We start from the raw sequence: 20,986 nt of genomic DNA, 5'->3' as shown, positions 1-20,986 counted from the left end.
GCTTGCGTAACTCGACGCATACGCTTCGCGCCCTCAACGTGGTGCGCGGTGCGCGTCGGGCGCGAGCGGATCGACTCTTCGACCCGTTGCCGGATCGATCTCGCCGCTGATGACGGGTTCGATGCGCTTGCCGGTGACCGGATCGACCGCGCGGCCCGTGACCGGATCGAGCGTGCCGCCCGTGACGGGATCGACGGCGCCGTCCGGATGCGCGCGCACCGCGGCGGATGAAATCGGCGAAACCGGATCGAGCGGACGTCCCGCCGAATCGATCGTGCGGCCCGAAATCGGGTCGATGGCCGTCGCGTCCGGCGCGCGCGCCGCGGGACGGACCGCGGTTTCGATCGGCTCGACGCGCGCCGAAGGCACCGTGGCGCTCGCGCGAACGTCCTCGCGCTTTTGCGCCGCCTTCTTCTCCGCGCGCTGCGCCGACGCCGCGCCAGCCAGCGCCGCACGCTCGCGCCGCCGCACCGCCGACGACAGTCTCACGCTGCCCAAGCCGAGCACGAGCAGCACGGCGCCGACGACCGCCGCACTGATCTGGCCGAAGCCATCGAGTTGCGGCGCGTGCAGCCCGAGCAGCCAGACCAGCACCACGACGCCCGAAAGCCACTGCACATGACCCGAGACGCGGGCGGCTCGCGCCGTCAACGCGCCATCGACGGCCGCATGAAACGCGAGCCAAGCAAGCCCGATGAGCGCGATGCCGAGCAGTTGCCCGGCAAACGCCGGCTGCACGCGGATCGAATCCAGTTGCAGCGCGCCGTACAGGCCCGCCCAGGGCGTCAGCAGAAACAGCAGGCCGAACGCCAGAAAAATCAGGGCGTTGATGACGAGCACGACCCGCAGCAACGGTTTCATGAGCGCTCCGCTCGATTAATCGACGTGATAGTTGGGGGCTTCCTTCGTGATCTGCACGTCATGCACGTGCGACTCGCGCATGCCCGCCGCCGTGATCTGCACGAATTCCGCCTTGTCGTGCAGTTCGCTGATGGTGCGGCAACCGCAATAGCCCATGCTCGCGCGCACGCCGCCGACGATCTGGAACAGGATCGCGTTGACCGAGCCCTTGTAGGCCACACGGCCTTCGATGCCTTCCGGCACGAGCTTGTCGATGTTCGCGGAGTTGTCCTGGAAGTAGCGGTCCGCCGCGCCGTCCTTCATCGCGCCGACCGAGCCCATGCCGCGGTACGACTTGTACTGGCGGCCTTGGTACAGGAACACATCGCCCGGGGATTCTTCCGTGCCCGCGAGCATGCTGCCCATCATGACGACGTTCGCGCCCGCCGCGAGCGCCTTCGACACGTCGCCGGAGAAGCGCACGCCGCCGTCCGCGATGACCGGCACGCCGGTGCCGCGCAGCGCTTCGGAGACGTTGGCGATGGCCGTGATCTGCGGCACGCCGACACCCGCGACGATACGCGTCGTGCAGATCGAGCCGGGGCCGATACCGACCTTCACCGCGTCCGCGCCGTACTCGACGAGCGATTTCGCCGCCGCCGCCGTCGCGATATTGCCGCCGATCACCTGCACGTGCGGGTACTTCTGCTTGACCCAGCGCACGCGCTCGAGCACGCCCTGGCTGTGGCCGTGCGCGGTATCGACGACGATCACGTCGACGCCCGCCTGCGCCAGCAGTTCGACGCGCTCTTCATTGTCCGGACCCACGCCCACGGCCGCGCCCACGCGCAGCTTGCCGTCTTCGTCCTTGCAGGCGTCGGGATTTTCGGTCTGCTTGGTGATGTCTTTCACGGTCATCAGGCCGCGCAGTTCGAACGCGTCGTTGACGACCAGCACGCGCTCCAGGCGATGGCTGTGCATCAGCGCTTTCGCTTCGGCGAGCGACGTGCCTTCCTTGACCGTCACGAGACGCTCGCGCGGCGTCATGATGTTGCGCACCGGCTCGTCGAGACGTTCTTCGAAACGCAGGTCGCGGTTGGTGACGATGCCGATCAGTTGCGCGCCCTCGACCACCGGAAAGCCCGAAATGCCGTGCTGCTGCGTCAGCGCGATGACGTCGCGCACGCGCATTTGCGGCGGAATCGTGATCGGGTCGCGCACGACACCCGATTCGAAGCGCTTCACTTTCGCGACTTCGCGGGCCTGTTCCTTCGCGGTGAGATTCTTGTGGACGATGCCGATGCCGCCCATCTGCGCCATCGCGATGGCGAGCCGGCCTTCGGTGACCGTGTCCATGGCGGCGGACACGAGAGGCATGTTCAGGGAAATATTGCGAGTCAGCTGGGATTTCAGGCTGGTGTCGCGCGGAAGAACGCTGGAGAACGCGGGCACGAGGAGCACGTCATCGAACGTGAGTGCTTTCTGGATCAGACGCATGGCAAATCCTATGGGCGCAAAAGCAGATTATACCGATAGTTCCCTGCATTTTCACTGCCCGAACAGCAGCTTAGGCCGTTCGGACGCAAATTCCGGGCCGTTCGCGCCCGCGCGCCGGACGCTCGCGCCGTTGCAGTTTTCGACAAGACCGCCGCCCGGGGCCGCGTGCTACGCTTCGCGCCGTCAAGTGAAATATCGACAGGAGTCGGGCAATGCAGCGCGGTGTGATGTATGGAATGGCAGCGGGCGCGATCTGGGGCTTCATCTTTCTCGCGCCACGGCTCTTGCCGGATTTTTCGCCACTCGCGCTGAGCGTCGGACGCTATCTGATGTACGGGGCGGTGTCGCTCGCCGTCGCGTTGCCGTTCGCGCGAAAGCTCCTCGCCAAACTCACGCGCGCCGATTTCATCGCGCTCGTGAAGCTGGCGCTGGTGGGCAACCTGCTCTACTACATGCTGCTCGCGAGCGCGGTGCAACTGGTGGGCGTCGCGCCTTCGTCGCTGATCGTCGGGATTCTGCCCGTGACCGTCACCCTCGCCGGACGGCGCGACCACGGCGCAATCGGCCTCAGGCGGCTCGTCGGACCTTTGCTGCTGATTCTGGCCGGCATTTCGTGCATCAATCTGGACGTGTTCAGCGACGTGCTCTCGTCGTCGGAAGGCGGCGAGCATGCGGCCAGCGTGCTCACGCGCCTCACCGGTCTCGCGTGCGCCCTCGGCGCGCTCGCGTCGTGGACCTGGTACGCGGTCGTCAACGCGCGCTATCTGCAAGCGAACGATCACTTCGACGGCAACGAGTGGTCCGTGCTGTGGGGCATCGTGACGGGTCTGCTCGGACTCGTGCTCGGCGCCGTCATCTGGATGCTGCCTGCGGGAACGGTTCAGGCGAGCGTGCCGGCCGCGCGCTGGCACATGTTCTGGATCGTGTGCGCGGCGCTGGCGACCGGCGGTTCGTGGCTCGGCAACATGCTGTGGAACGCGGCGGCGAAGCGCCTGCCGCTCACGCTCGCGGGTCAGATGATCGTTTTCGAAACGCTTTTCGCGCTGCTCTACGCCTTCGTCTACGACGGCCGCTGGCCGCGCGTGCCCGAAATGCTCGCGATCGTCCTGCTGCTCGCCGGCGTGCTCTGGTCGGTCAGGCAACACACGCTGGAGCCCGCGCCAGCAGGGGCGAAGGAAGCGCCCGCGCATTGAAACGGCTCAGCGCGAATCTTTCGACTGCCACTTGCGCCCTTCGATCGAACCGGCCCTGCGCGCCTTGTCGACGCGACGCTGGCGCGCGGCCTTCGGATCGACCTTCAGCGGACGATAGATCTCCACGCGGTCGAAGTCGGCGAGCGCCTCGTCGAGCGCCTTCACCTTGCCGAACACGCCGACTCTTTGCGTCGTCAGATCGATATCGCGATGCGCGAGCAGCACACCGCTCGCATCGATTGCGTCGCGCACCGTTGCGCCGTCGCGCAGTTCGACGCGCTTCAGAAACGCGCCCTCCGGCAGACCGTAGCAAACGTCGATATGCATCATGGCTTGCCGTAGCGCTGATCCGCGCGCTTCACGAAGGAATCGACGAACGTGTTGGCGATATGGCTGAACACCGGCCCGATGAGCTTTTCCAGAATCACATTGGAGAATTCGTAGTGCAGCGCGAATTCGATCTTGCACGCGTCCGCGCGCAGCGGCGTGAAGCGCCAGTAACCGGTGAACTTCTTGAAAGGGCCGCTCAGAAACTCCATATCGATATTGGTCGGACGCTTCTGCGTATTGCGCGTCGCGAAGTGCTGCTTGATGCCCTTGAAGCTGATGTCGATCTTCGCTTCCATGCCGTTCTCGTCCTGGCGGCCGATTTCGACGCCGCCGCACCAGGGCAGGAAATTGGGGTAATCGGCGACATCGGTGACGAGGTCGAACATTTCTTCCGCTGAATGGCGGATCAATACGGTTTTCTGGACGTCTGCCATATAGGGCGCAGCGGAGGCTGAATTGGGCGGCAACGCGAGAAGAGAACGCGGCAAGAGTTCGAATGCCGGGCGTCGCGCTGCTAAAATCGTGATTTTAAACGAGTTGGGCACTTTCCATTCATGAGCATCATCGACAACAGAAAAGCCTTCTTCGATTACTTCGTCGAAGAGCGCTACGAGGCCGGTCTCGTGCTCGAAGGCTGGGAAGTCAAGGCGCTGCGCGCGGGCCGCGCGCAGATCAAGGAAGGCTATGTCGTGATCAAGCACGGCGAGCTCTTTCTGATCGGCACGCATATCAGTCCGCTGCCCGAGGCATCGAAATTCGCCAATCTGGACCCGGTGCGCACGCGCAAGCTGCTGTTGCATCGCGACCAGATCGACAAGCTCATCGGCAAGGTCGAGCAGCGCGGGCATACGCTCGTGCCACTCAACTTCCATTACAAGGACGGCCGCGTCAAGTGCGAGATCGGGCTGGCGAAGGGCAAAAAGCTGCACGACAAGCGCGAGACCGAAAAGAAGCGCGACTGGGAACGCGAGCGCGGGCGCCTGATGCGCACGGCGTCGCGTTAAACGAATCGGGGCGCTTCTCAGCGCCCCGATTGCCTTGCCGCGTCAGCTCTTCTTGATGACGCCGCCGCCCTCGCCTCTTACGATGGTCAACGCCGAGGCGATCATCGAACTCATGTCGGACAGGTTGCCCGGCACGATCAGCGTGTTGCCCGTCTTCGCGATATTGCCGAACGCGCCGACATACTGCTCCGCGATCTTCAGGTTCACCGCTTCCATGCCGCCCGTGGTCTGAATCGCCGTGCCGATCTTCTGGATGGCCTGCGCGTTCGCCTCGGCCACCGCGAGAATCGCCGATGCCTCGCCCTGCGCCTGATTGATCGCCGCCTGACGCTCGCCCTCGGACTTCTGGATGGCCGCTTCGCGCGCGCCCGCGGCGAGGTTGATCTGCTCCTGCTTGCGGCCTTCGGACGCGGCGATCAGCGCGCGCTTCTCGCGCTCCGCGGTGATCTGCGCCTGCATCGCATGAAGAATTTCCTTCGGCGGCGTCAGGTCCTTGATCTCGTAACGCAGCACTTTCACGCCCCAGTTCGACGCGGCTTCATCGAGTGCATTCACGATGCTCTGGTTGATGAAATCGCGTTCCTCGAAGGTCTTGTCGAGTTCCAGCTTGCCGATGACCGAACGCAAGGTCGTCTGCGACAACTGCGTGATCGCAAACACGAAATTGCTCGAACCGTACGACGCCTTCATTGCATCGGTGACCTGGAAGTACAGCACGCCGTCGACCTGCAACTGCGTGTTGTCGCGCGTGATGCACACCTGGCTCGGCACCTCGAGCGGAATCTCCTTCAGCATGTGCTTGTACGCGATGCGGTCGATAAACGGCAGCACGATATTGAGGCCGGGCGTCAGCGTCGCGTGATAGCGGCCGAAGCGCTCCAGCACCCATGCATGCTGTTGCGGAACGATTTTGACTGTGTTCACCACGATCACGATGGCGATGATGAGCACGATGAGCGCGAAGTACATTGTTTTTCTCCTTATAGAACTAGCGTTTGGCCGCGACGATCAGCCGGTTCCCGTCCAGCGCCGTGATGCGGTAATAGCGCGCGCCTTCGATTTCGCCCGGCGCGAGTTCGACGTCCCACTGCGCGCCGCGATACATTGCGCGCGCGCGGCCATCGCGCCATTGATCCACTTCCAGCGTCGCGCCGATATCGAGATTCACGGCCGCATCCCGCGACGCGTCGCGCCGCTTCCAGCTACCGAAGCGCGAGCGCCGCAGAGCCGCGACTGCGATCAGCGCGATCACGGCGGCTGCGCCCATCTGCACATGCGGCAACGCGCCGGACACATGAGCGACACCGCCCGCGATCATGCCGAGCGCGATCATGAGCAGATAGAACGTGCCGGTGAACAGTTCCGCGACGATCAGTGCGCCCGCCGCGACCCACCATATCAATCCACTCGTTTCCATCAGCGGTCTCCAAACGAAAACACCCCGGAGAAGTCCGGGGTGTTTTTATAGCACGCTCGCGCCTTTCCGAAAGCAACCGGAAAGGCGTTGCTGACTTATTTTGACAAGGTCTTCGCCAGTTGCTGCCACGTCTCGATGATCGTGTCCGGATTCAGCGACATCGATTCGATGCCTTCCTTCGCGAGCCACTCCGCGAGGTCCGGATGATCCGACGGACCCTGGCCGCAAATACCGACGTACTTGTTCAGCCTGAGACACGTTTCGATCGCGCGCTTGAGCATGAACTGCACCGCTTCGTCGCGCTCGTCGAAGTCCGCCGCGAGCAGTTCCATGCCGGAGTCGCGGTCGAGGCCGAGCGTCAACTGCGTCAGGTCGTTCGAACCAATGGAGAAACCGTCGAAGCGTTCGAGGAACTGCTCGGCGAGAATCGCGTTGGACGGCACTTCGCACATCATCACGAGCTTCAGATCGTTCCTGCCGCGCTCGAGGCCGAACTTCTTCAGCAGTTCGACCACGCGATCCGCCTGCTTCAGCGTGCGCACGAACGGCACCATGATCTGCACGTTGTCGAGACCCATTTCCTCGCGCACCTTCTTCAGCGCGACGCATTCCATGTGGAACGCTTCGGCGAAGTCTTCCGCGATATAGCGCGACGCGCCGCGGAAACCGAGCATCGGATTCTCTTCGTCCGGCTCGTAGCGCGAACCGCCGATCAACTTCTTGTACTCGTTCGACTTGAAGTCCGACAGACGCACGATAACGGGCTTCGGATAGAACGCCGCCGCGATCGTGGCGATGCCTTCCGTCAGCTTGTCGACGTAGAACGCACGCGGCGACGCATGGCCGCGCGCGACGCTCTCGACCGCCTTCTTCAGGTCGGCGTCGACGTTCGGGTACTCCAGAATCGCCTTCGGATGCACGCCGATGTTGTTGTTGATGATGAACTCGAGCCGCGCGAGGCCGACGCCCGCATTCGGCAACTGCGCGAAGTCGAACGCGAGTTGCGGATTGCCGACGTTCATCATGATCTTGACCGGAATCTCCGGCAGCTCGCCGCGCTGCACTTCGGTCACTTCGGTTTCGAGCAGGCCGTCGTAGATCTTGCCTTCGTCGCCTTCCGCGCACGAAACCGTGACGAGCGCGCCGTCTTTCAGAATGTCCGTTGCATCGCCGCAGCCGACTACCGCCGGCACGCCCAACTCACGCGCGATGATCGCCGCGTGACACGTGCGGCCGCCGCGATTCGTCACGATGGCCGATGCGCGCTTCATGACCGGCTCCCAGTTCGGGTCGGTCATGTCGGCGACGAGGACATCGCCCGGCTGCACACGTTCCATTTCCGACGGATCGTGGATCACGCGCACCGGACCCGCGCCGATCTTCTGGCCGATCGCGCGGCCCGTCGCCAGCACGTTCGACTGGCCCTTCAACTTAAAGCGCATCTCGGCCTTGCCGGACGCCTGGCTCTTCACCGTTTCCGGGCGCGCCTGGAGAATGAAGATCTTGCCGTCGCGGCCGTCCTTGCCCCACTCGATGTCCATCGGACGCTCGTAGTGCTTCTCGATGATGACCGCGTACTTCGCGAGCTCGATCACGTCTTCGTCGGTGATCGAGAAGCGGTTGCGCTGCTCGTGCGGCACGTCGACGGTCTTCACGCGGCCCGGCTCGCCCGGCTTCGTGAATTCCATCTTGATGAGCTTCGAGCCGATCGAGCGGCGGATGATCGGGTACTTGCCCTGTTCGAGCGTGGTCTTGAAGACGTGGAATTCGTCCGGATTCACCGCGCCCTGCACGACCGTCTCGCCGAGACCGTAGCTCGACGTGATGAACACGGTTTCCTTGAAGCCCGATTCCGTGTCGATGGTGAACATCACGCCCGCCGCGCCGACGTCCGAGCGGACCATGCGCTGCACGCCCGCCGACAACGCGACTTCCGCATGGGTGAAGCCTTTGTGGACGCGATAGGAGATGGCGCGGTCGTTGTAGAGCGACGCGAACACGTGCTTCATGCGATCGAGGACGTCCTCGACACCGACCACGTTCAGATAGCTTTCCTGCTGGCCCGCGAACGATGCGTCGGGCAAGTCCTCGGCGGTCGCGGACGAGCGCACGGCGAACGAAAGCTCTTCGGGCGAGCTGTTCTGGAGGACTTCGAAACCGCGGCGGATTTCGTCTTCGAGACGCGGCTGCATCGGCGCGTCGACGATCCACTGGCGGATTTCCTTGCCGGCTTCGGCGAGCGACTTGACGTCGTCGACATCGAGCGTTTCGAGACGCTTGGCGATGCGGTCGGTCAGGTCGTTGTGCTGGAGGAAGTCGCGGAATGCGAGTGCAGTTGTGGCAAAGCCCGTCGGCACACGAACGCCGGCTTCGGAAAGCTGGCTGATCATTTCGCCGAGCGACGCATTCTTGCCACCGACGATTTCCACGTCGGTCATTCGCAACTGCTCGAATGGAACTACATACGCCTGATCCTTTGCGACATCTTTCGCGACATTGACTGCGTTAGTCATACAAGCCCCTAAGGTGGATGGAATTCACGATCGCACGAGTGGGCTCATATGCGGCGGCGCTCATTGGAAGCGCGGGCGCATCTCGTACAACCTGTTTGATAAACGATCGGGGAGCGTGCAGCCGGGACCGGCGCGCGTTGCAAAGAGAAGCGGGACGTCTGAAATCTGCTCGAAACCGTGGGTTTTTGCTGCCAAAACCGACGAACCGACCGCGATTTGACGAAAATCCGAATCAATTTGTCCGCAATTGCTTATCGAACAGGTTGCCGCTATTCTACCGTGCCGATTCTCAAATTGTTTCGGCAGAGACGGTAATTCCACGGCAGAATCGAAGTCTTTCACGCCGTTCGGTTGGCCGGCGCACACGCCGGGCAATCAATGTAACACAGGCGCTTCGTCCGCCGTGCCGGGCGTTCCCGCGGTCTATTTCGCGTGTTACCGTTTGAGCGCGCCCACCCCAACTCGTTCCCCATTTGGTCTTTTGCCGATGCCGCCTTCCGTATTCATCGTTTCCGACGGGACCGGGATCACTGCCGAAACCTTCGCGCATTCGATCCTCGCCCAGTTCGATCAAAAATTCCGGCTCGTGCGCGTGCCTTTCGTCGATTCGATCGACAAGGCGTATGCGACGGTCGAGAAGATCAACGAGGTCGTGGAACTCGATGGCCGCCGGCCGATCGTCTTCACCACGCTCGTCGACAGCGCGTCGAACGAAGTGGTCAAGGGCTGCAATGCGCTCGTGCTCGACATGTTCCAGACCTTCATCGAGCCGCTCGAACACGAACTGGAAATGAAGTCGACGCACGCGATGGGCCGCGTGCACCAGAACGCCGACACCGAGGAATACAAGAATCGCATCGAGGCGATCAACTTCTCGCTCGCGCACGACGACGGCCAGTCGAACCGCAATCTCGCCGATGCCGACGTCATTCTGGTCGGCGTGTCGCGCAGCGGCAAGACGCCGACGAGCCTCTACCTGGCGATGCAGTACGGCGTGAAGGCCGCGAACTATCCGCTGATTCCCGAAGACTTCGAGCGCGGCAAGCTGCCTACGCCGTTGCTCGAACATCGCTCGAAGATGTTCGGCTTGTCGATCGACGCGCAGCGGCTCGCCGAGATCCGCAACGAGCGGCGCCCGGGCAGCAAGTACGCGGCGCTGGAGAACTGCCGCTTCGAGATCAACGAAGCGGAGATGATGATGAAGCGCGAAGGCATCAAGTGGCTTTCGTCGACGCACAAGTCGATCGAGGAAATCGCCACGACGATCCTGCAGGAAATCAAGCCGGAACGGCCGTCGTATTACTGATTCGTTCGCTCAGCGCTGCTGGCGGCACTGCTCGAAAAGACAGATCGCCGCCGCGGCTGCCACGTTGAGCGACTCCATGCCGCCCGGCTGCGGAATCGTCACGCGATGCGTCACGGCATCGCGCCATACCTGCGACACGCCCGCCCCTTCGTTGCCGAACACCCAGGCAAGCGCGCCCGACAGATCGCAATCGTAAAGCGCGACCGCGCCGTGGGAATCCGTGATGGTCACGGGCGCGTCGAGCCGCGCGATCAGATCCGCCGGCTCCACGTCTTCGAAAATATTCAGCAGAAAGTGTGCGCCCATGCCCGAGCGCAAGACTTTCGACGACCACGCGTACGCCGTGCCCGGCGCGCAGAACACGCGCGTGATGCCCGCCGCCGCCGCGCTGCGCAGAATCGAGCCGACGTTGCCCGCGTCCTGAATGCCGTCGAGAATCACGCAGGTTTCGCCGACGCGCGCGGGCAATTCGGCCTCGATCTTTTCGACCAGCAGCAACATGCCCACGCCGTGCACGACGCTCGAAAGCTGTCCGAAGAGCGCGTCCGGCAACACGACGATCCGCTTTTCCTCGATACGCGCGACGATCTCGCGCGCTTCGTCATGCGTGAGCGCGCCTTCGGTGACCACGCAGGTTTCCGGCTGTCCCGCGGCATCGAGATACGCCGACGCCAGATGCAGCCCTTCGAGCAGCGCGTGGCCGCTGCGACGCTGTTGCGCGGTCGAGCCGGCCAGCGCCTTGATGCGCTTATAGAGCGGATTGTCCCGCGAAGTGATGGATTTCACGTTGAATTGAATGCCGCTCAGAAGGCGAGCGAATCGGGATCGTTGTCGAGCGTCGATGCGACCTGCAGCACTTCGGGCGCGATCTCGGGCAGCACCGAACCGAACACGAGCGCATGCGCCTCGCGCACCGGCGCAAACGAACGCCGATGATGCTCGCACGGGCCATGCTCGCGCAACGCCCGCAGATGCTGCGGCGTGCCGTAGCCGGCGTGCGCGTCGAAGCCGTACATGGGGAAGGTTTCGTGAAGCTCGACCAGCATGCGGTCGCGCGTGACCTTCGCGAGAATCGACGCCGCCGAAATCTGCTTGATCAGCGCATCGCCACCGATCACGGCTTCCGCCCGAATCGACAGCATCGGGCAGCGGTTGCCGTCGACCTTGACGAGCGTCGGCATGACCGACAGCCCTTCCACCGCGCGCTTCATCGCGAGCATGCTCGCATGCAGGATGTTGATCGTGTCGATTTCCTCGACGCTCGCCGATGCGATGCAATACGCGAGCGCGCGATCGACGATCTTTTCGTAAAGCTCCTCGCGCCGTCTGGCGGTCAGCGCTTTGGAATCGTCGAGACCGTTGATGCGCGGTTTGGCCGGATCGAAGATCACGGCGGCCGCCACGACCGGGCCGGCCAGCGGACCGCGCCCCGCCTCGTCGACGCCGCAGATGATGTCGAAAGGTGAACTGAAATCGAGTCCCGCCTGAGCCGGCCGTTTCGCCGCCATTATCGCGGCCTCCGCGTTTCGAGCACCCGCGCGACCGCCTCGGCCGCCTTCTGCGCCGTGTTCTGGCGCAGCGCGATGTGCATGTCGGTGAAGATTTCCGTCAGGGTACGGCGGTTGGCGTCGTCGTTCAACTGTTTCAGCGTTGCGTCGGCGAGCGCTTCGGGCGTCGCGAAGTGCTGGAGGATCTCCGGCACGACGAAGCGGCCCGCCAGAATGTTCGGCAAGCCGACGTACGGCAGATAACCCTGCCGCTTCATGATCTGACCCGTCAGCCAGGGCACCTTGTACGAGATGACCATCGGCTTCTTGAGCAGCGCCGCTTCGAGCGTCACGGTGCCGCTTTTCACGAGGATCGCGTCGGCGGCGGTCATCGCGGTTTGCGCGCGGCCATCGGTGATCGTCAGCGACAGATGCGGATGCGCGTCCACGAGCGGTTGCAGCAACGCGCGCAACGCCGGATTCGCGGCGGGCATCAGGAAGCGCACGCCGGGCTCGCGAAGCTGCATCAGCTCCATGGCGTCGAAAAACGTCGGGCCGATCAGCGAAATTTCCGAGCGGCGGCTGCCCGGCAGCACGGCGATCACCGGTCCGCCTTCCGCGATGCCGAGTTCGCGGCGCGCGCCCGCGACGTCGGGTTCGAGCGGAATCTCGTCGGCGAGCGGATGACCGACGTAGCTCGTCGCCACGCCCGCCTTCTCCAGCAGCGCGGTCTCGAACGGAAACACGCACAGCATGTGATCGACCGCTTTCACAATCTTCTTGATGCGGCCGCCGCGCCACGCCCAGATCGACGGACACACGAAATGCACGGTCGGAATGCCGGCTTCGCGCAGCGGCTGTTCGAGGCCGAAATTGAAATCCGGCGCGTCCACGCCGATGAACACCGACGGCGGCTCCGCAAGCAACTGACGCTTGATTTCGTTGCGGATGCCGAGAATTTCGGGGATGTGCTTGAGCGCTTCGACATAGCCGCGCACGGTCAGCTTGTCCATCGGCCAGTGCGCTTCGAAGCCTTCGGCCGTCATGCGCGGGCCGCCGATGCCGCTATAGCGCGTGCCTTCCGGCAGCGTTTGCCTCAGGCCCTTCAGCAGCGAGGCCGCGAGCAGGTCGCCGGACGGCTCGCCCGCGACCATCGCGACGCGTGGCGGGTGGGTGATCAGGGTCATCGGGCGGCGTGTCTAGCGGATGATGCCGCGCTGCGACGCCGCGATGAAATCGGAAAATGCCTTGACAGGTTCGTCGCCCTCGCCGCCCGCCGTGCTCAGTTCCTTCAACTGCGCCTTCGCCTCTTCGAGCGACAGACCGCTCTTGTAGACGATGCGATACGCCGAGCGCAGCGCGGAAATCGCATCCGGCGTGAAGCCGCGGCGGCGCAGTCCTTCCACGTTGATGCCATGCGGCTCGGCCTTGTTGCCGGCGGCGATCACGAAAGGCGGCACGTCCTGCACGAGCGCCGACGCGCCGCCGAGCATCGAATGCGCGCCGATGCGCACGAACTGATGCACGCCCGACATGCCGCCGACGATCGCGTGATCGCCGACGAGCACGTGTCCGGCCAGTTGCGCGTTGCTCGACATGATGACGTTGTCGCCGAGCCGGCAGTCGTGGCCGACGTGCACATACGCCATGATCCAGCAATCGCTGCCGATGGACGTCAGGCCCTGATCCTGCGCCGTGCCCGTGTGCAGCGTCGTGAATTCGCGGATGGTGTTGCGGTCGCCGATTTCGAGGCGCGTCGGTTCGCCCTTGTACTTCATGTCCTGCGGGCGGCCGCCGATCGATGCGTAATGGCCGATGGTGTTTTCGCGGCCGATCGTCGTGTGGCCTTCGATCACGCTATGCGAGCCGACGGTCGTGCCCGCGCCGATCACGACGTGCGAACCGACGATCGCGTACGGCCCGATCTCGACGGACTCGTCGAGCTGGGCGCCCGGCTCGATGATCGCGGTTGGGTGAATCTTGCTCATGCGCATTTCGCCTATGCTGTTCGTGCTGCTCGTTACGATGAACGCGGGGTGAACGCCGACGCGCTCAGGCGTCCGTGCTCTTGACGGTACACATGAGCTCGGCTTCGGCGGCGGTCGTGCCGTCGACCTCGGCGCGCGCCTTGAACTTCCAGATGCCTCGCATGTACCGCTCGAACGTGACGTTGAGGATCAACTGATCGCCCGGCTCCACCACGCGCTTGAAGCGCGCGCCGTCGATGCCGACGAAGTAGTAGAGCGTGTTGGTCGGATCGTGCGGCTCTTCCGCGAACGTCAGGAGCGCCGCCGTCTGCGCGAGCGCTTCGAGAATCAGCACGCCCGGCATGACCGGACGCGTCGGAAAGTGGCCCTGGAAGTACGGCTCGTTGATCGTCACGTTCTTCAATGCTTTGATGCTCTTGTGCGGCTCAAGTTCGAGCACGCGATCCACGAGCAGGATCGGATAGCGATGCGGCAGCAGCGTGAGGATCTTGTGGATGTCGAGATTGATTTTTTCTGTGCTCATGGTCGTTCTGCTCACGCGCGCGTCGGGCGCGGAAATTTGGATGGCGGGCCGTATCGGATGCCCGCCCGAAATTGCTTTCTCGCTTCGGCGGCTTTGAACGGGCCCGCTCTGTTCGAGGTTCGTTCTTCGTCTGAAACGAGCCTGGCGCTCAGGCGCCGCCGCTCGTCTCGTCACGCTTGCCCGCATCGGCGAGCGCTGTTTCCAGCGCCTTGATGCGGTCGCGCATCTTGTCCAGATTGCGCATGATGGCCGCGCTCTTGTTCCAGTCGCCGTGCGGCACGGCCGGAAACGCGCTGGTGTACATGCCGGGCTTCAGCAGCGACTTCGAGACGCCCGATTGCGCCGTGACGATCACATAGTCCGCGAGCGTCACATGGCCCGCGATACCCACCGCCCCGCCGATCATGCAATGCTTGCCGATGCTCGTACTGCCCGCGATGCCCGCGCAGCCGGCGATCACCGTATACGCGCCGATGCGGCAGTTGTGACCGATCTGCACGAGGTTGTCGATCTTCACGCATTCCTCGATGACGGTATCCGCCATCGCGCCGCGATCGATCGTGGTGTTCGCGCCGATTTCAACGTCGTCCGCAATATCCACCGCGCCGACCTGCGGAATCTTCACCCAGCTCCCGGTGCGCGCCTCGCCTTCGCCGACGAAATCCGGCGCGAAGCCGAAGCCGTCCGCGCCGATCACCGCGCCCGCGTGCACGATCACGCGCGCGCCGAGCCTGCAGCCGTGATACACGGTGACATTGGGATACAGATGCACGTCGTCGCCGAGCTTCACGCCGCGACCGACGACCACGCCCGCATCCAGCTTCACGCGCTCGCCGATGACCGCGCCCGCCTCCACCGTCACGTGCGCTCCGATCACGGCGCTCGCCGCGACCTTCGCGTCCGGATCGACAGACGCGCTCGGATGCACGCCCGGCCTCGCTTTGGGCGTCGCCAGGTCGATGAACGCCTGGGCCACGCGCGCGAAATAAGCGTAGGGGTTCGGCGTGACGATGAAATTACTGCCCGCGCGATTCGTCACTTTCACGAGATCGTCGGGAGAAATCAGCACTGCGCCGGCGCGCGTCGTCTCGACCTGCGGCAGATACTTCTGGTTCGCGAGAAACGCGAGTTGCGCGGAGCCTGCCTTGTCGAGGGGTGCGAGACTCCCGACCGCGTGCGCGCCGTCGCCGATCACCTCGCCGCCGAAGCGCTTCACCAGTTCGTCGAGGGTAATCGCCATACCTGATGCCATCTCGTCTGAGTCCTCGTCAGTTCGGGCTCGTGAGCGAACCGGTGCCGGTCGCGCCCGCCGCCAGCGCCTTCAGCACCTGATCCGTGATGTCGATGCGCGGGCTCACGTACACCGCCTCTTGCACGATCAAATCGTAGTGCTGCTGTTCCGCGATCTGCTTGATCACCTTGTTCGCGCGATCCAGCACCGCCGCGAGTTCCTCGTTGCGGCGCTGGTTCAGATCTTCGCGGAATTCGCGCTGCTTGCGCTGAAAGTCCGCGTCGAGTTGCGCGAGGTCGCGCTGGCGCGCCGCGCGATCGGTCGGCGACATCGAGGAACCGTTTTTATCGATGTTGTCCGACATCGCCTTCAGGCGCTGCGCCATGTCCTGCAACGCCTTGTCACGCTTGGAAAATTCCTGCTCGAGCTTCGACTGGGCCGCTTTCGCCGCCGTCGATTCGCGCAGGATGCGGTCCGAATTCACCGCAGCGATGCGCGCTTCCTGAGCACTGGCGGAGATCGCCGTGCCCAGGCCGAGAACCATCGACAACGCAAGCGCCAGCGCCCTATGTTTCGAATGCTTACCGGTTCCCAAAGTGTTCCTCACGTTACGTCTGAATGGATGAAGTTCGTTTCCGTCGGCGTGCCGCTTAGAAGGCCGTACCGATCTGGAACTGGAACTTCTGATACTGGTCGCCGTCGTGCTTCTGCAGCGGGAAACCGAGGCTCAGCTTGAGCGGGCCGATCGGCGAAATCCACGCGAGACCCACGCCGTAGCCGTAGCGCAAGCCGTTCGCGCCGCCGCTCGTGCCACCCTGGTTCGGGTCGCCCCAGACGTTACCGGCATCGAGGAAGGTGAAGACACGCAGCGTGCGGTCGTAACCTGTGCCCGGCAGCGGGAAAGTCAGTTCGATGTTGCCGACCGCCATGCGCGAACCGCCGATCGGGTCGCTCGTCTTCGAGTCGCGCGGACCCAGCGAACTCGGCGAATAGCCGCGCACCGAGCCGATACCACCCGCATAGTAGTTCTTGAAGATCGGGTACGTCTGGCCTTGCAGACCCTTGCCGTAACCGCCCTGCAGGTTGAAGCCGAGCACGAAGCCGCGCGCGAACGAATAGTAGTACTGGAACTGCGCGTCGAACTTCGCGTACGTCGTGTTGCCGAGCGGCGTGCCGTACTCCGCGTTCGACTGGATGTAGTAGCCGCGGCTCGGGACGAGCGCGCTGTCGCGATTGTCGCGCGACCAGCCCATCGTCAGCGGATAGTTGTTCACCACGCGCCCGAACTCGTTCACGTAGTTGATGTACGACTGCGGCGTGTTCGAGTCGACGTCCATCGTGTTCTGTTCGGCGCCGACGCCGAAGAACACCGTGTCCTGCTCGGAGAACGGGATGCCGAACTTGGTGTCCGCGCCCATCGTCACGATCTTGAAGCTCGAATCGGTCGAGTAGTACAGCGGCTGATACGTGCGGTAGTACGCGTCGGTGATGCGCTTGATGCCGTCGATCGTGAAGTACGGATCGACCTGAGTCACGGTCAGCGTGCGGTACGTCTTCGCGGTGTTCACGTTGACTGCGAGACTCGTGCCCGAGCCGAACACGTTGTCCTGCGACACGCCCGCCGAGAGCACCACCTTGTCCGTCGACGAAAAGCCCGCGCCCAGCGTGATCGCGCCGGTCGGCTTTTCCGCGACCTTCACGTCCACGTCGACCTGGTCGTTCGTGCCTTCCACGGGCGTCGTGGTGACGTCCACGTCGGTGAAGTAGCCGAGACGGTTGACGCGGTCCTTCGACAACGCGAGGCGGCTCGAATCGAACCACGAGCTTTCGAGCTGACGCATTTCGCGGCGCACCACTTCGTCGCGCGTGCGCGTATTGCCGACGATGTTCACGCGCCGCACGTACACGCGGCGGCTCGGGTCGACTTGCAGCGTGAGCGCCACGGTGTGGTTCGACTGATCGATCTGCGGCTGGGCGTTGACCTGCGCGAACGCGTAGCCGTATTCGCCGAGCTTGTCGACGATCGACTTGGTCGTCGCCTGCAGCTTTTCGGCCGAGAAGCGCTCGCCCGGCTTGATCTTGATGAGCTTGTTGAGTTCGGCCTCGCGGTCGAGCAGATTGCCCGAGAGCTTGATGCTGCTGATCTTGTACGGCTCGCCTTCGTGCACGGCGATCGTCAGATACATGTCCTTCTTGTCCGGCGAGATCGAGACCTGCGTGGAATCGATGCTGAACTCGAGGTAACCGCGGTTCAGGTAGTACGAGCGCACGTTCTCGAGGTCGCCCGTGAGCTTTTCCTTCGCGTAAAGGTCGCTCTTCGTGTACCACGAGAACCAGTTCGGCGTGGAGAGCTGCATTTCTCCGAGCAGCGTGCCCGAACTCACCGCCTTGTTGCCGACGAAGTTGATCTGGCGGATCTTCGCGCTCGGACCTTCGGCAACGGAAAACAGAATGGCGACGCGGTTGCGGTCCACCGGCGTCACGGTGGTCGTGACTTCCGCCGCGTAGTAACCGCGCGTCAGATACTGGCGCTTGAGCTCCTGCTCCGCCTTGTCGACGAGCGCCTTGTCGTACGAACGGCCTTGCGACAGACCGACCGAGCGCAGCGCCTTCGTGAGATTGTCCTTGTCGAACTCGTGCAGGCCGGCGAAATCGATGGCCGAGATGGCCGGGCGCTCCTGCACCTGGACGATCACCACATTGCCTTCGGTGGCGATCTGAACGTCGTTGAAGAAGCCCGTCGCGTAGAGCGCGCGAATCGCTTCGGAGGCCTTGTCGTCGGTGAAGGTGTCGCCTTGCTTGATCGGCAGGTAAGCGAACACGGAGCCCGGCTCGATGCGTTGGAGACCGTCGATCCGAATATCCTGCACGACGAACGGCGTGGTGGCGTGTGCCGCCATACCCGTTGCGGCGAGCGCCGCGGCCACAGCCGTCTTAGGAACAAAGCGATGAGGTTTGAACAACGTGCTTCCCCAGTATTTAAAGCTGCATTCGTTCCGGCGGTCGCTCGAAGGGCGCCGCCAGAAATTGTCAAAGTGGATCAAAAACGAATCAGACGAGCGAGGTCGTTGAATAGCGCGATCATCGACAATGCGACGATGCAGACCAGGCCCGCCCTTTGCAGAACCAGCTGCCAGCGATCGGATATAGCCTTGCCGGTAACAGCCTCAACCAAATAATATAACAGATGCCCACCGTCCAAAACCGGAATCGGTAACAAGTTCAATACGCCGAGGCTGATACTGACGAGCGCCAGAAACGAGACGAAGGCCGCCACGCCGAGCCTTGCGCTCTTGCCCGCATAGTCGGCGATGGTGACCGGCCCCGAGAGATTCTTGAGCGACGCCTCGCCCACGACCATCCGGCCGAACATGCGCAGCGAATAGATGCTGATGTCCCACGTGCGGTTCACGCCGAGGCGCAGGCTTTCGAGCGGCCCGTAACGCACGTCCACGGTCGGCAACTGATTCGCGAGCGCCGCGCCGATACGGCCGATTTCCTTGCCCGACGACGCATCGTGCTTCAGGTCCGGCACGATCTGCACGGATTCGCGCTTGCCGTTGCGCTCGATCAAAAGCGTGACGGGCTTCGCGCCATGTGCCTTCACGTAGTCGATGAAGCTCGTTGCGTTGTCGACGCTGCGGCCATCGATCGCACGCAGCATGTCGCCCTGCTTCAGCCCGCTCTTTTGCGCAGCGCTGCCCGGCTCGACGCCCGCGACGGTCAGCGTGCCGCCGCCCGGCGCGAAGCCGAGCTTGTCCATGAAATCCTGATCGGCCTCTGCGTCCGTGATGCCGGCGACCGTCACCGGGAAATCGAACGTGCCGTCGTGCGTCTTCGCCGTCAGCACGACGCGCCGATGATCGAACGACGCGTCGAGCAACTTCCAGCGCAGATCGGACCACGAGCGGATCGGATGCGTTTCGCCGGCTTGCGCGTCGCGCATCGAGAGAACCGTTTCGCCGCCTTCGAAACCCGCGTGCGCCGCCGCCGTGTCGGGCGCGGGCTGCGAGACGATCGCGGCGGGCTCGGTCACGCCGCCCGCGAACACGGCGGAAAAGAGCGCGATCGCGAGCAGGAAGTTGGCGACGGGCCCCGCCGCGACGATCGCGATCCGCTTGGCGACGCTCTGACGGTTGAAGGCGCGCGGCAGGTCTTCGACGGGAATCTTCGTGCCGCTGTCGGGATCGATCTCGCGCTCGTCGAGCATCTTCACGTAGCCGCCGAGCGGCAGCGCGGCGATCGTCCATTCGACGCCCGTCTTCTTGCTGACCCATTGCACGAGCGGCTTGCCGAAGCCGACCGAGAATCGCAGCACTTTCACGCCGCACAGCCGCGCGACGCTGTAGTGACCGAATTCGTGGACGACGACGAGTACGCCTATCGCTACGACGAAGGCGACGATTTCGGTCAGAAAGTTCATGACGGCCTCAATGGGCGATGGGTTCGGCGCCCGGCGCGCTCGCGGTGAGCTCAGCGACGAAACGGGATGCGAGACGGCGCGCGTTCGCATCGGCGGCGAGGACGTCGGCCAGCGTCGCGGCGCTCGTGTTCGGCAGGTCGTTCAGCACGCGCTCGACCACGCCGCCGATCGCCATGAAGCCGATACGGCGCTCCAGGAACGCTTCCACGGCGATTTCGTTGGCCGCGTTCAGCGCGGCGCTCGCGATGCCGCCCGCTTCGAGCGCCTGAATGGCCAGCGCGAGGCAGGGAAAACGCGTGAAATCCGGCTTTTCGAACGTGAGCGTGGCGATCTGCGCCAGATCCAGCGGCGCCACGCCCGAATTCACACGATCAGGATACGCCAGCGCGTGCGCGATCGGCGTGCGCATGTCCGGATTGCCGAGTTGCGCGAGGACCGAGCCGTCGGCGTAGGAAACCATCGAATGAATCACGCTCTGCGGATGGATCAGCACCTCGATGCGCGATCCCGGCAGATCGAAGAGCCAGTGCGCCTCGATCACTTCGAGGCCCTTGTTCATCATCGTCGCGGAATCGACGGAGATCTTGCGGCCCATCGCCCAGTTCGGATGCTTGACGGCTTCCTCGGGCGTGACGTTGACGAGCGTCGCCGGCTCGCGCGTGCGGAACGGGCCGCCCGAGGCCGTCAGGATGATCTTCGACACGCCGCCGTGCATCTGTGCTTCCTTGTCCGCGCAAGGCGGCAGGCACTGGAACACGGCGTTGTGCTCGCTGTCGACCGGCAGCAGGATCGCGCCGTTGTCGCGCACGGCGTCCATGAAAATCTGGCCGGACATCACGAGCGCTTCCTTGTTCGCGAGCAGGATGCGCTTGCCGGCGCGTGCGGCGGCAAGCGTGGGCGCGAGGCCCGCCGCGCCGACGATGGCTGCGACGACCGTGTCGCACTGAGCCGCGCGGGCGACCTCGACGAGCGCTTCCGGGCCGTGCGTCACTTCGGTCTTGCAGCCTTGCGCGCGCAACGCGGCCGCGACGCGCACCGCCGTTTCGGCGTCGCCGACGACCGCGACTTCGGGCTGGAATTTCAGGCACTGGGCGACGAGCTTGTCGCCGTTGCGGTGAGCGGTGAGCGCGTAGACCGAGAAGCGGTCCGGATGCCGCGCCACGACGTCGAGCGTGCTGTCGCCGATCGAGCCCGTGGAGCCGAGCAATGTGAGACGTTTTTGCATAAATTCTTC

At 63.9% G+C, this 20,986-nt stretch carries 21 protein-coding genes; 3 read left to right on the top strand and 18 right to left on the bottom strand.

Features of this window, described 5'->3' with window-relative positions:
- Window positions 1–33: 33 nt before the first annotated feature.
- A complete protein-coding gene (locus NOV72_RS19275) occupies window positions 34–861 on the bottom strand; it encodes a hypothetical protein (RefSeq protein ID WP_106856172.1) in 828 nt (275 codons plus the stop codon).
- 15 nt (window positions 862–876) lie between these two features.
- Complete coding sequence (gene guaB / locus NOV72_RS19270; RefSeq protein ID WP_106856171.1) at window positions 877–2,337, bottom strand: IMP dehydrogenase; 1,461 nt, start codon at window positions 2,335–2,337, stop codon at window positions 877–879.
- 212 nt (window positions 2,338–2,549) lie between these two features.
- Between guaB and NOV72_RS19265 the strand changes: the two genes are divergently transcribed.
- Window positions 2,550–3,530, top strand: a complete 981-nt coding sequence (locus NOV72_RS19265) for a DMT family transporter (RefSeq protein WP_106856170.1) — start codon at window positions 2,550–2,552, stop codon at window positions 3,528–3,530.
- 6 nt (window positions 3,531–3,536) lie between these two features.
- Here NOV72_RS19265 and NOV72_RS19260 read toward each other — a convergent pair whose 3' ends face one another.
- Both NOV72_RS19260 and NOV72_RS19255 read right to left on the bottom strand, forming a co-directional pair.
- Entirely contained in the window at window positions 3,537–3,860 is a 324-nt protein-coding gene (locus tag NOV72_RS19260) for an RnfH family protein (protein WP_106856169.1), read from the bottom strand.
- A complete protein-coding gene (locus NOV72_RS19255) occupies window positions 3,857–4,294 on the bottom strand; it encodes a type II toxin-antitoxin system RatA family toxin (RefSeq protein WP_061168572.1) in 438 nt (145 codons plus the stop codon). The genes NOV72_RS19260 and NOV72_RS19255 overlap by 4 nt, the downstream gene beginning before the upstream one ends.
- A 120-nt stretch (window positions 4,295–4,414) precedes the next feature.
- On the opposite strand from NOV72_RS19255, the gene smpB reads away from it, so the two are divergent.
- Window positions 4,415–4,864 carry an SsrA-binding protein SmpB gene (gene smpB, locus NOV72_RS19250; protein ID WP_035498881.1) on the top strand — a complete coding sequence of 150 codons (450 nt, stop codon included), beginning with the start codon at window positions 4,415–4,417 and terminating at the stop codon, window positions 4,862–4,864.
- A 42-nt stretch (window positions 4,865–4,906) separates the two neighbouring features.
- Here smpB and NOV72_RS19245 read toward each other — a convergent pair whose 3' ends face one another.
- The 4 genes from NOV72_RS19245 to NOV72_RS32010 all read right to left on the bottom strand — a co-directional run bounded on the left by NOV72_RS19245 (window position 4,907) and on the right by NOV72_RS32010 (window position 9,136).
- The gene (locus NOV72_RS19245; RefSeq protein WP_035498882.1) at window positions 4,907–5,833 is read right to left on the bottom strand and encodes an SPFH domain-containing protein; all 927 of its coding nucleotides are present in this window, start codon (window positions 5,831–5,833) and stop codon (window positions 4,907–4,909) included.
- Between the two features lie 19 nt (window positions 5,834–5,852).
- Complete coding sequence (locus tag NOV72_RS19240; RefSeq protein WP_106856168.1) at window positions 5,853–6,281, bottom strand: NfeD family protein; 429 nt, start codon at window positions 6,279–6,281, stop codon at window positions 5,853–5,855.
- Between the two features lie 95 nt (window positions 6,282–6,376).
- Window positions 6,377–8,794: a phosphoenolpyruvate synthase gene (gene ppsA, locus NOV72_RS19235; protein WP_106856167.1), complete on the bottom strand. Its 2,418-nt coding sequence runs from the start codon at window positions 8,792–8,794 to the stop codon at window positions 6,377–6,379.
- Window positions 8,795–8,854: 60 nt separating this feature from the next.
- Window positions 8,855–9,136 (bottom strand): hypothetical protein, encoded by a 282-nt coding sequence (locus NOV72_RS32010; RefSeq protein WP_146150024.1) that lies wholly within the window; start codon window positions 9,134–9,136, stop codon window positions 8,855–8,857.
- Window positions 9,137–9,281: 145 nt separating this feature from the next.
- On the opposite strand from NOV72_RS32010, the gene ppsR reads away from it, so the two are divergent.
- Window positions 9,282–10,100, top strand: coding sequence for a posphoenolpyruvate synthetase regulatory kinase/phosphorylase PpsR (gene ppsR, locus NOV72_RS19230; RefSeq protein ID WP_106856166.1), 819 nt, complete (start codon window positions 9,282–9,284; stop codon window positions 10,098–10,100).
- A 9-nt stretch (window positions 10,101–10,109) separates the two neighbouring features.
- On the opposite strand, the gene NOV72_RS19225 is transcribed toward ppsR, so the two are convergent.
- The 10 genes from NOV72_RS19225 to NOV72_RS19180 all read right to left on the bottom strand — a co-directional run bounded on the left by NOV72_RS19225 (window position 10,110) and on the right by NOV72_RS19180 (window position 20,977).
- Entirely contained in the window at window positions 10,110–10,886 is a 777-nt protein-coding gene (locus NOV72_RS19225; RefSeq protein ID WP_106856165.1) for a TrmH family RNA methyltransferase, read from the bottom strand.
- 17 nt (window positions 10,887–10,903) lie between these two features.
- Window positions 10,904–11,608: a ribonuclease HII gene (gene rnhB, locus NOV72_RS19220; protein ID WP_106856164.1), complete on the bottom strand. Its 705-nt coding sequence runs from the start codon at window positions 11,606–11,608 to the stop codon at window positions 10,904–10,906.
- A complete protein-coding gene (gene lpxB / locus NOV72_RS19215; protein ID WP_106856163.1) occupies window positions 11,608–12,774 on the bottom strand; it encodes a lipid-A-disaccharide synthase in 1,167 nt (388 codons plus the stop codon). Before lpxB ends, rnhB begins: the two co-directional genes overlap by 1 nt.
- Before the next feature lie 12 nt (window positions 12,775–12,786).
- Window positions 12,787–13,575, bottom strand: coding sequence for an acyl-ACP--UDP-N-acetylglucosamine O-acyltransferase (lpxA, locus tag NOV72_RS19210; RefSeq protein WP_106856214.1), 789 nt, complete (start codon window positions 13,573–13,575; stop codon window positions 12,787–12,789).
- A gap of 64 nt (window positions 13,576–13,639) precedes the next feature.
- Entirely contained in the window at window positions 13,640–14,098 is a 459-nt protein-coding gene (gene fabZ, locus NOV72_RS19205) for a 3-hydroxyacyl-ACP dehydratase FabZ (RefSeq protein WP_106856162.1), read from the bottom strand.
- A 148-nt stretch (window positions 14,099–14,246) separates the two neighbouring features.
- A complete protein-coding gene (lpxD, locus tag NOV72_RS19200) occupies window positions 14,247–15,338 on the bottom strand; it encodes a UDP-3-O-(3-hydroxymyristoyl)glucosamine N-acyltransferase (protein ID WP_106856161.1) in 1,092 nt (363 codons plus the stop codon).
- Between the two features lie 28 nt (window positions 15,339–15,366).
- On the bottom strand, window positions 15,367–15,873 hold the full coding sequence (locus NOV72_RS19195; RefSeq protein WP_106856160.1) for an OmpH/Skp family outer membrane protein: 507 nt from the start codon (window positions 15,871–15,873) through the stop codon (window positions 15,367–15,369).
- A 106-nt stretch (window positions 15,874–15,979) separates the two neighbouring features.
- Window positions 15,980–18,292, bottom strand: coding sequence for an outer membrane protein assembly factor BamA (bamA, locus tag NOV72_RS19190; RefSeq protein WP_106856159.1), 2,313 nt, complete (start codon window positions 18,290–18,292; stop codon window positions 15,980–15,982).
- A gap of 77 nt (window positions 18,293–18,369) precedes the next feature.
- Entirely contained in the window at window positions 18,370–19,752 is a 1,383-nt protein-coding gene (gene rseP / locus NOV72_RS19185) for an RIP metalloprotease RseP (protein WP_106856158.1), read from the bottom strand.
- Between the two features lie 7 nt (window positions 19,753–19,759).
- Window positions 19,760–20,977, bottom strand: a complete 1,218-nt coding sequence (locus NOV72_RS19180) for a 1-deoxy-D-xylulose-5-phosphate reductoisomerase (protein ID WP_106856157.1) — start codon at window positions 20,975–20,977, stop codon at window positions 19,760–19,762.
- Window positions 20,978–20,986 lie beyond the last annotated feature (9 nt).

Origin of the sequence: Caballeronia novacaledonica (genome assembly GCF_900258035.1) — a bacterium.
Classification (GTDB): Bacteria; Pseudomonadota; Gammaproteobacteria; order Burkholderiales; family Burkholderiaceae; genus Caballeronia; species Caballeronia novacaledonica.
This window is presented reverse-complemented; position numbering and strand designations above follow the sequence as displayed.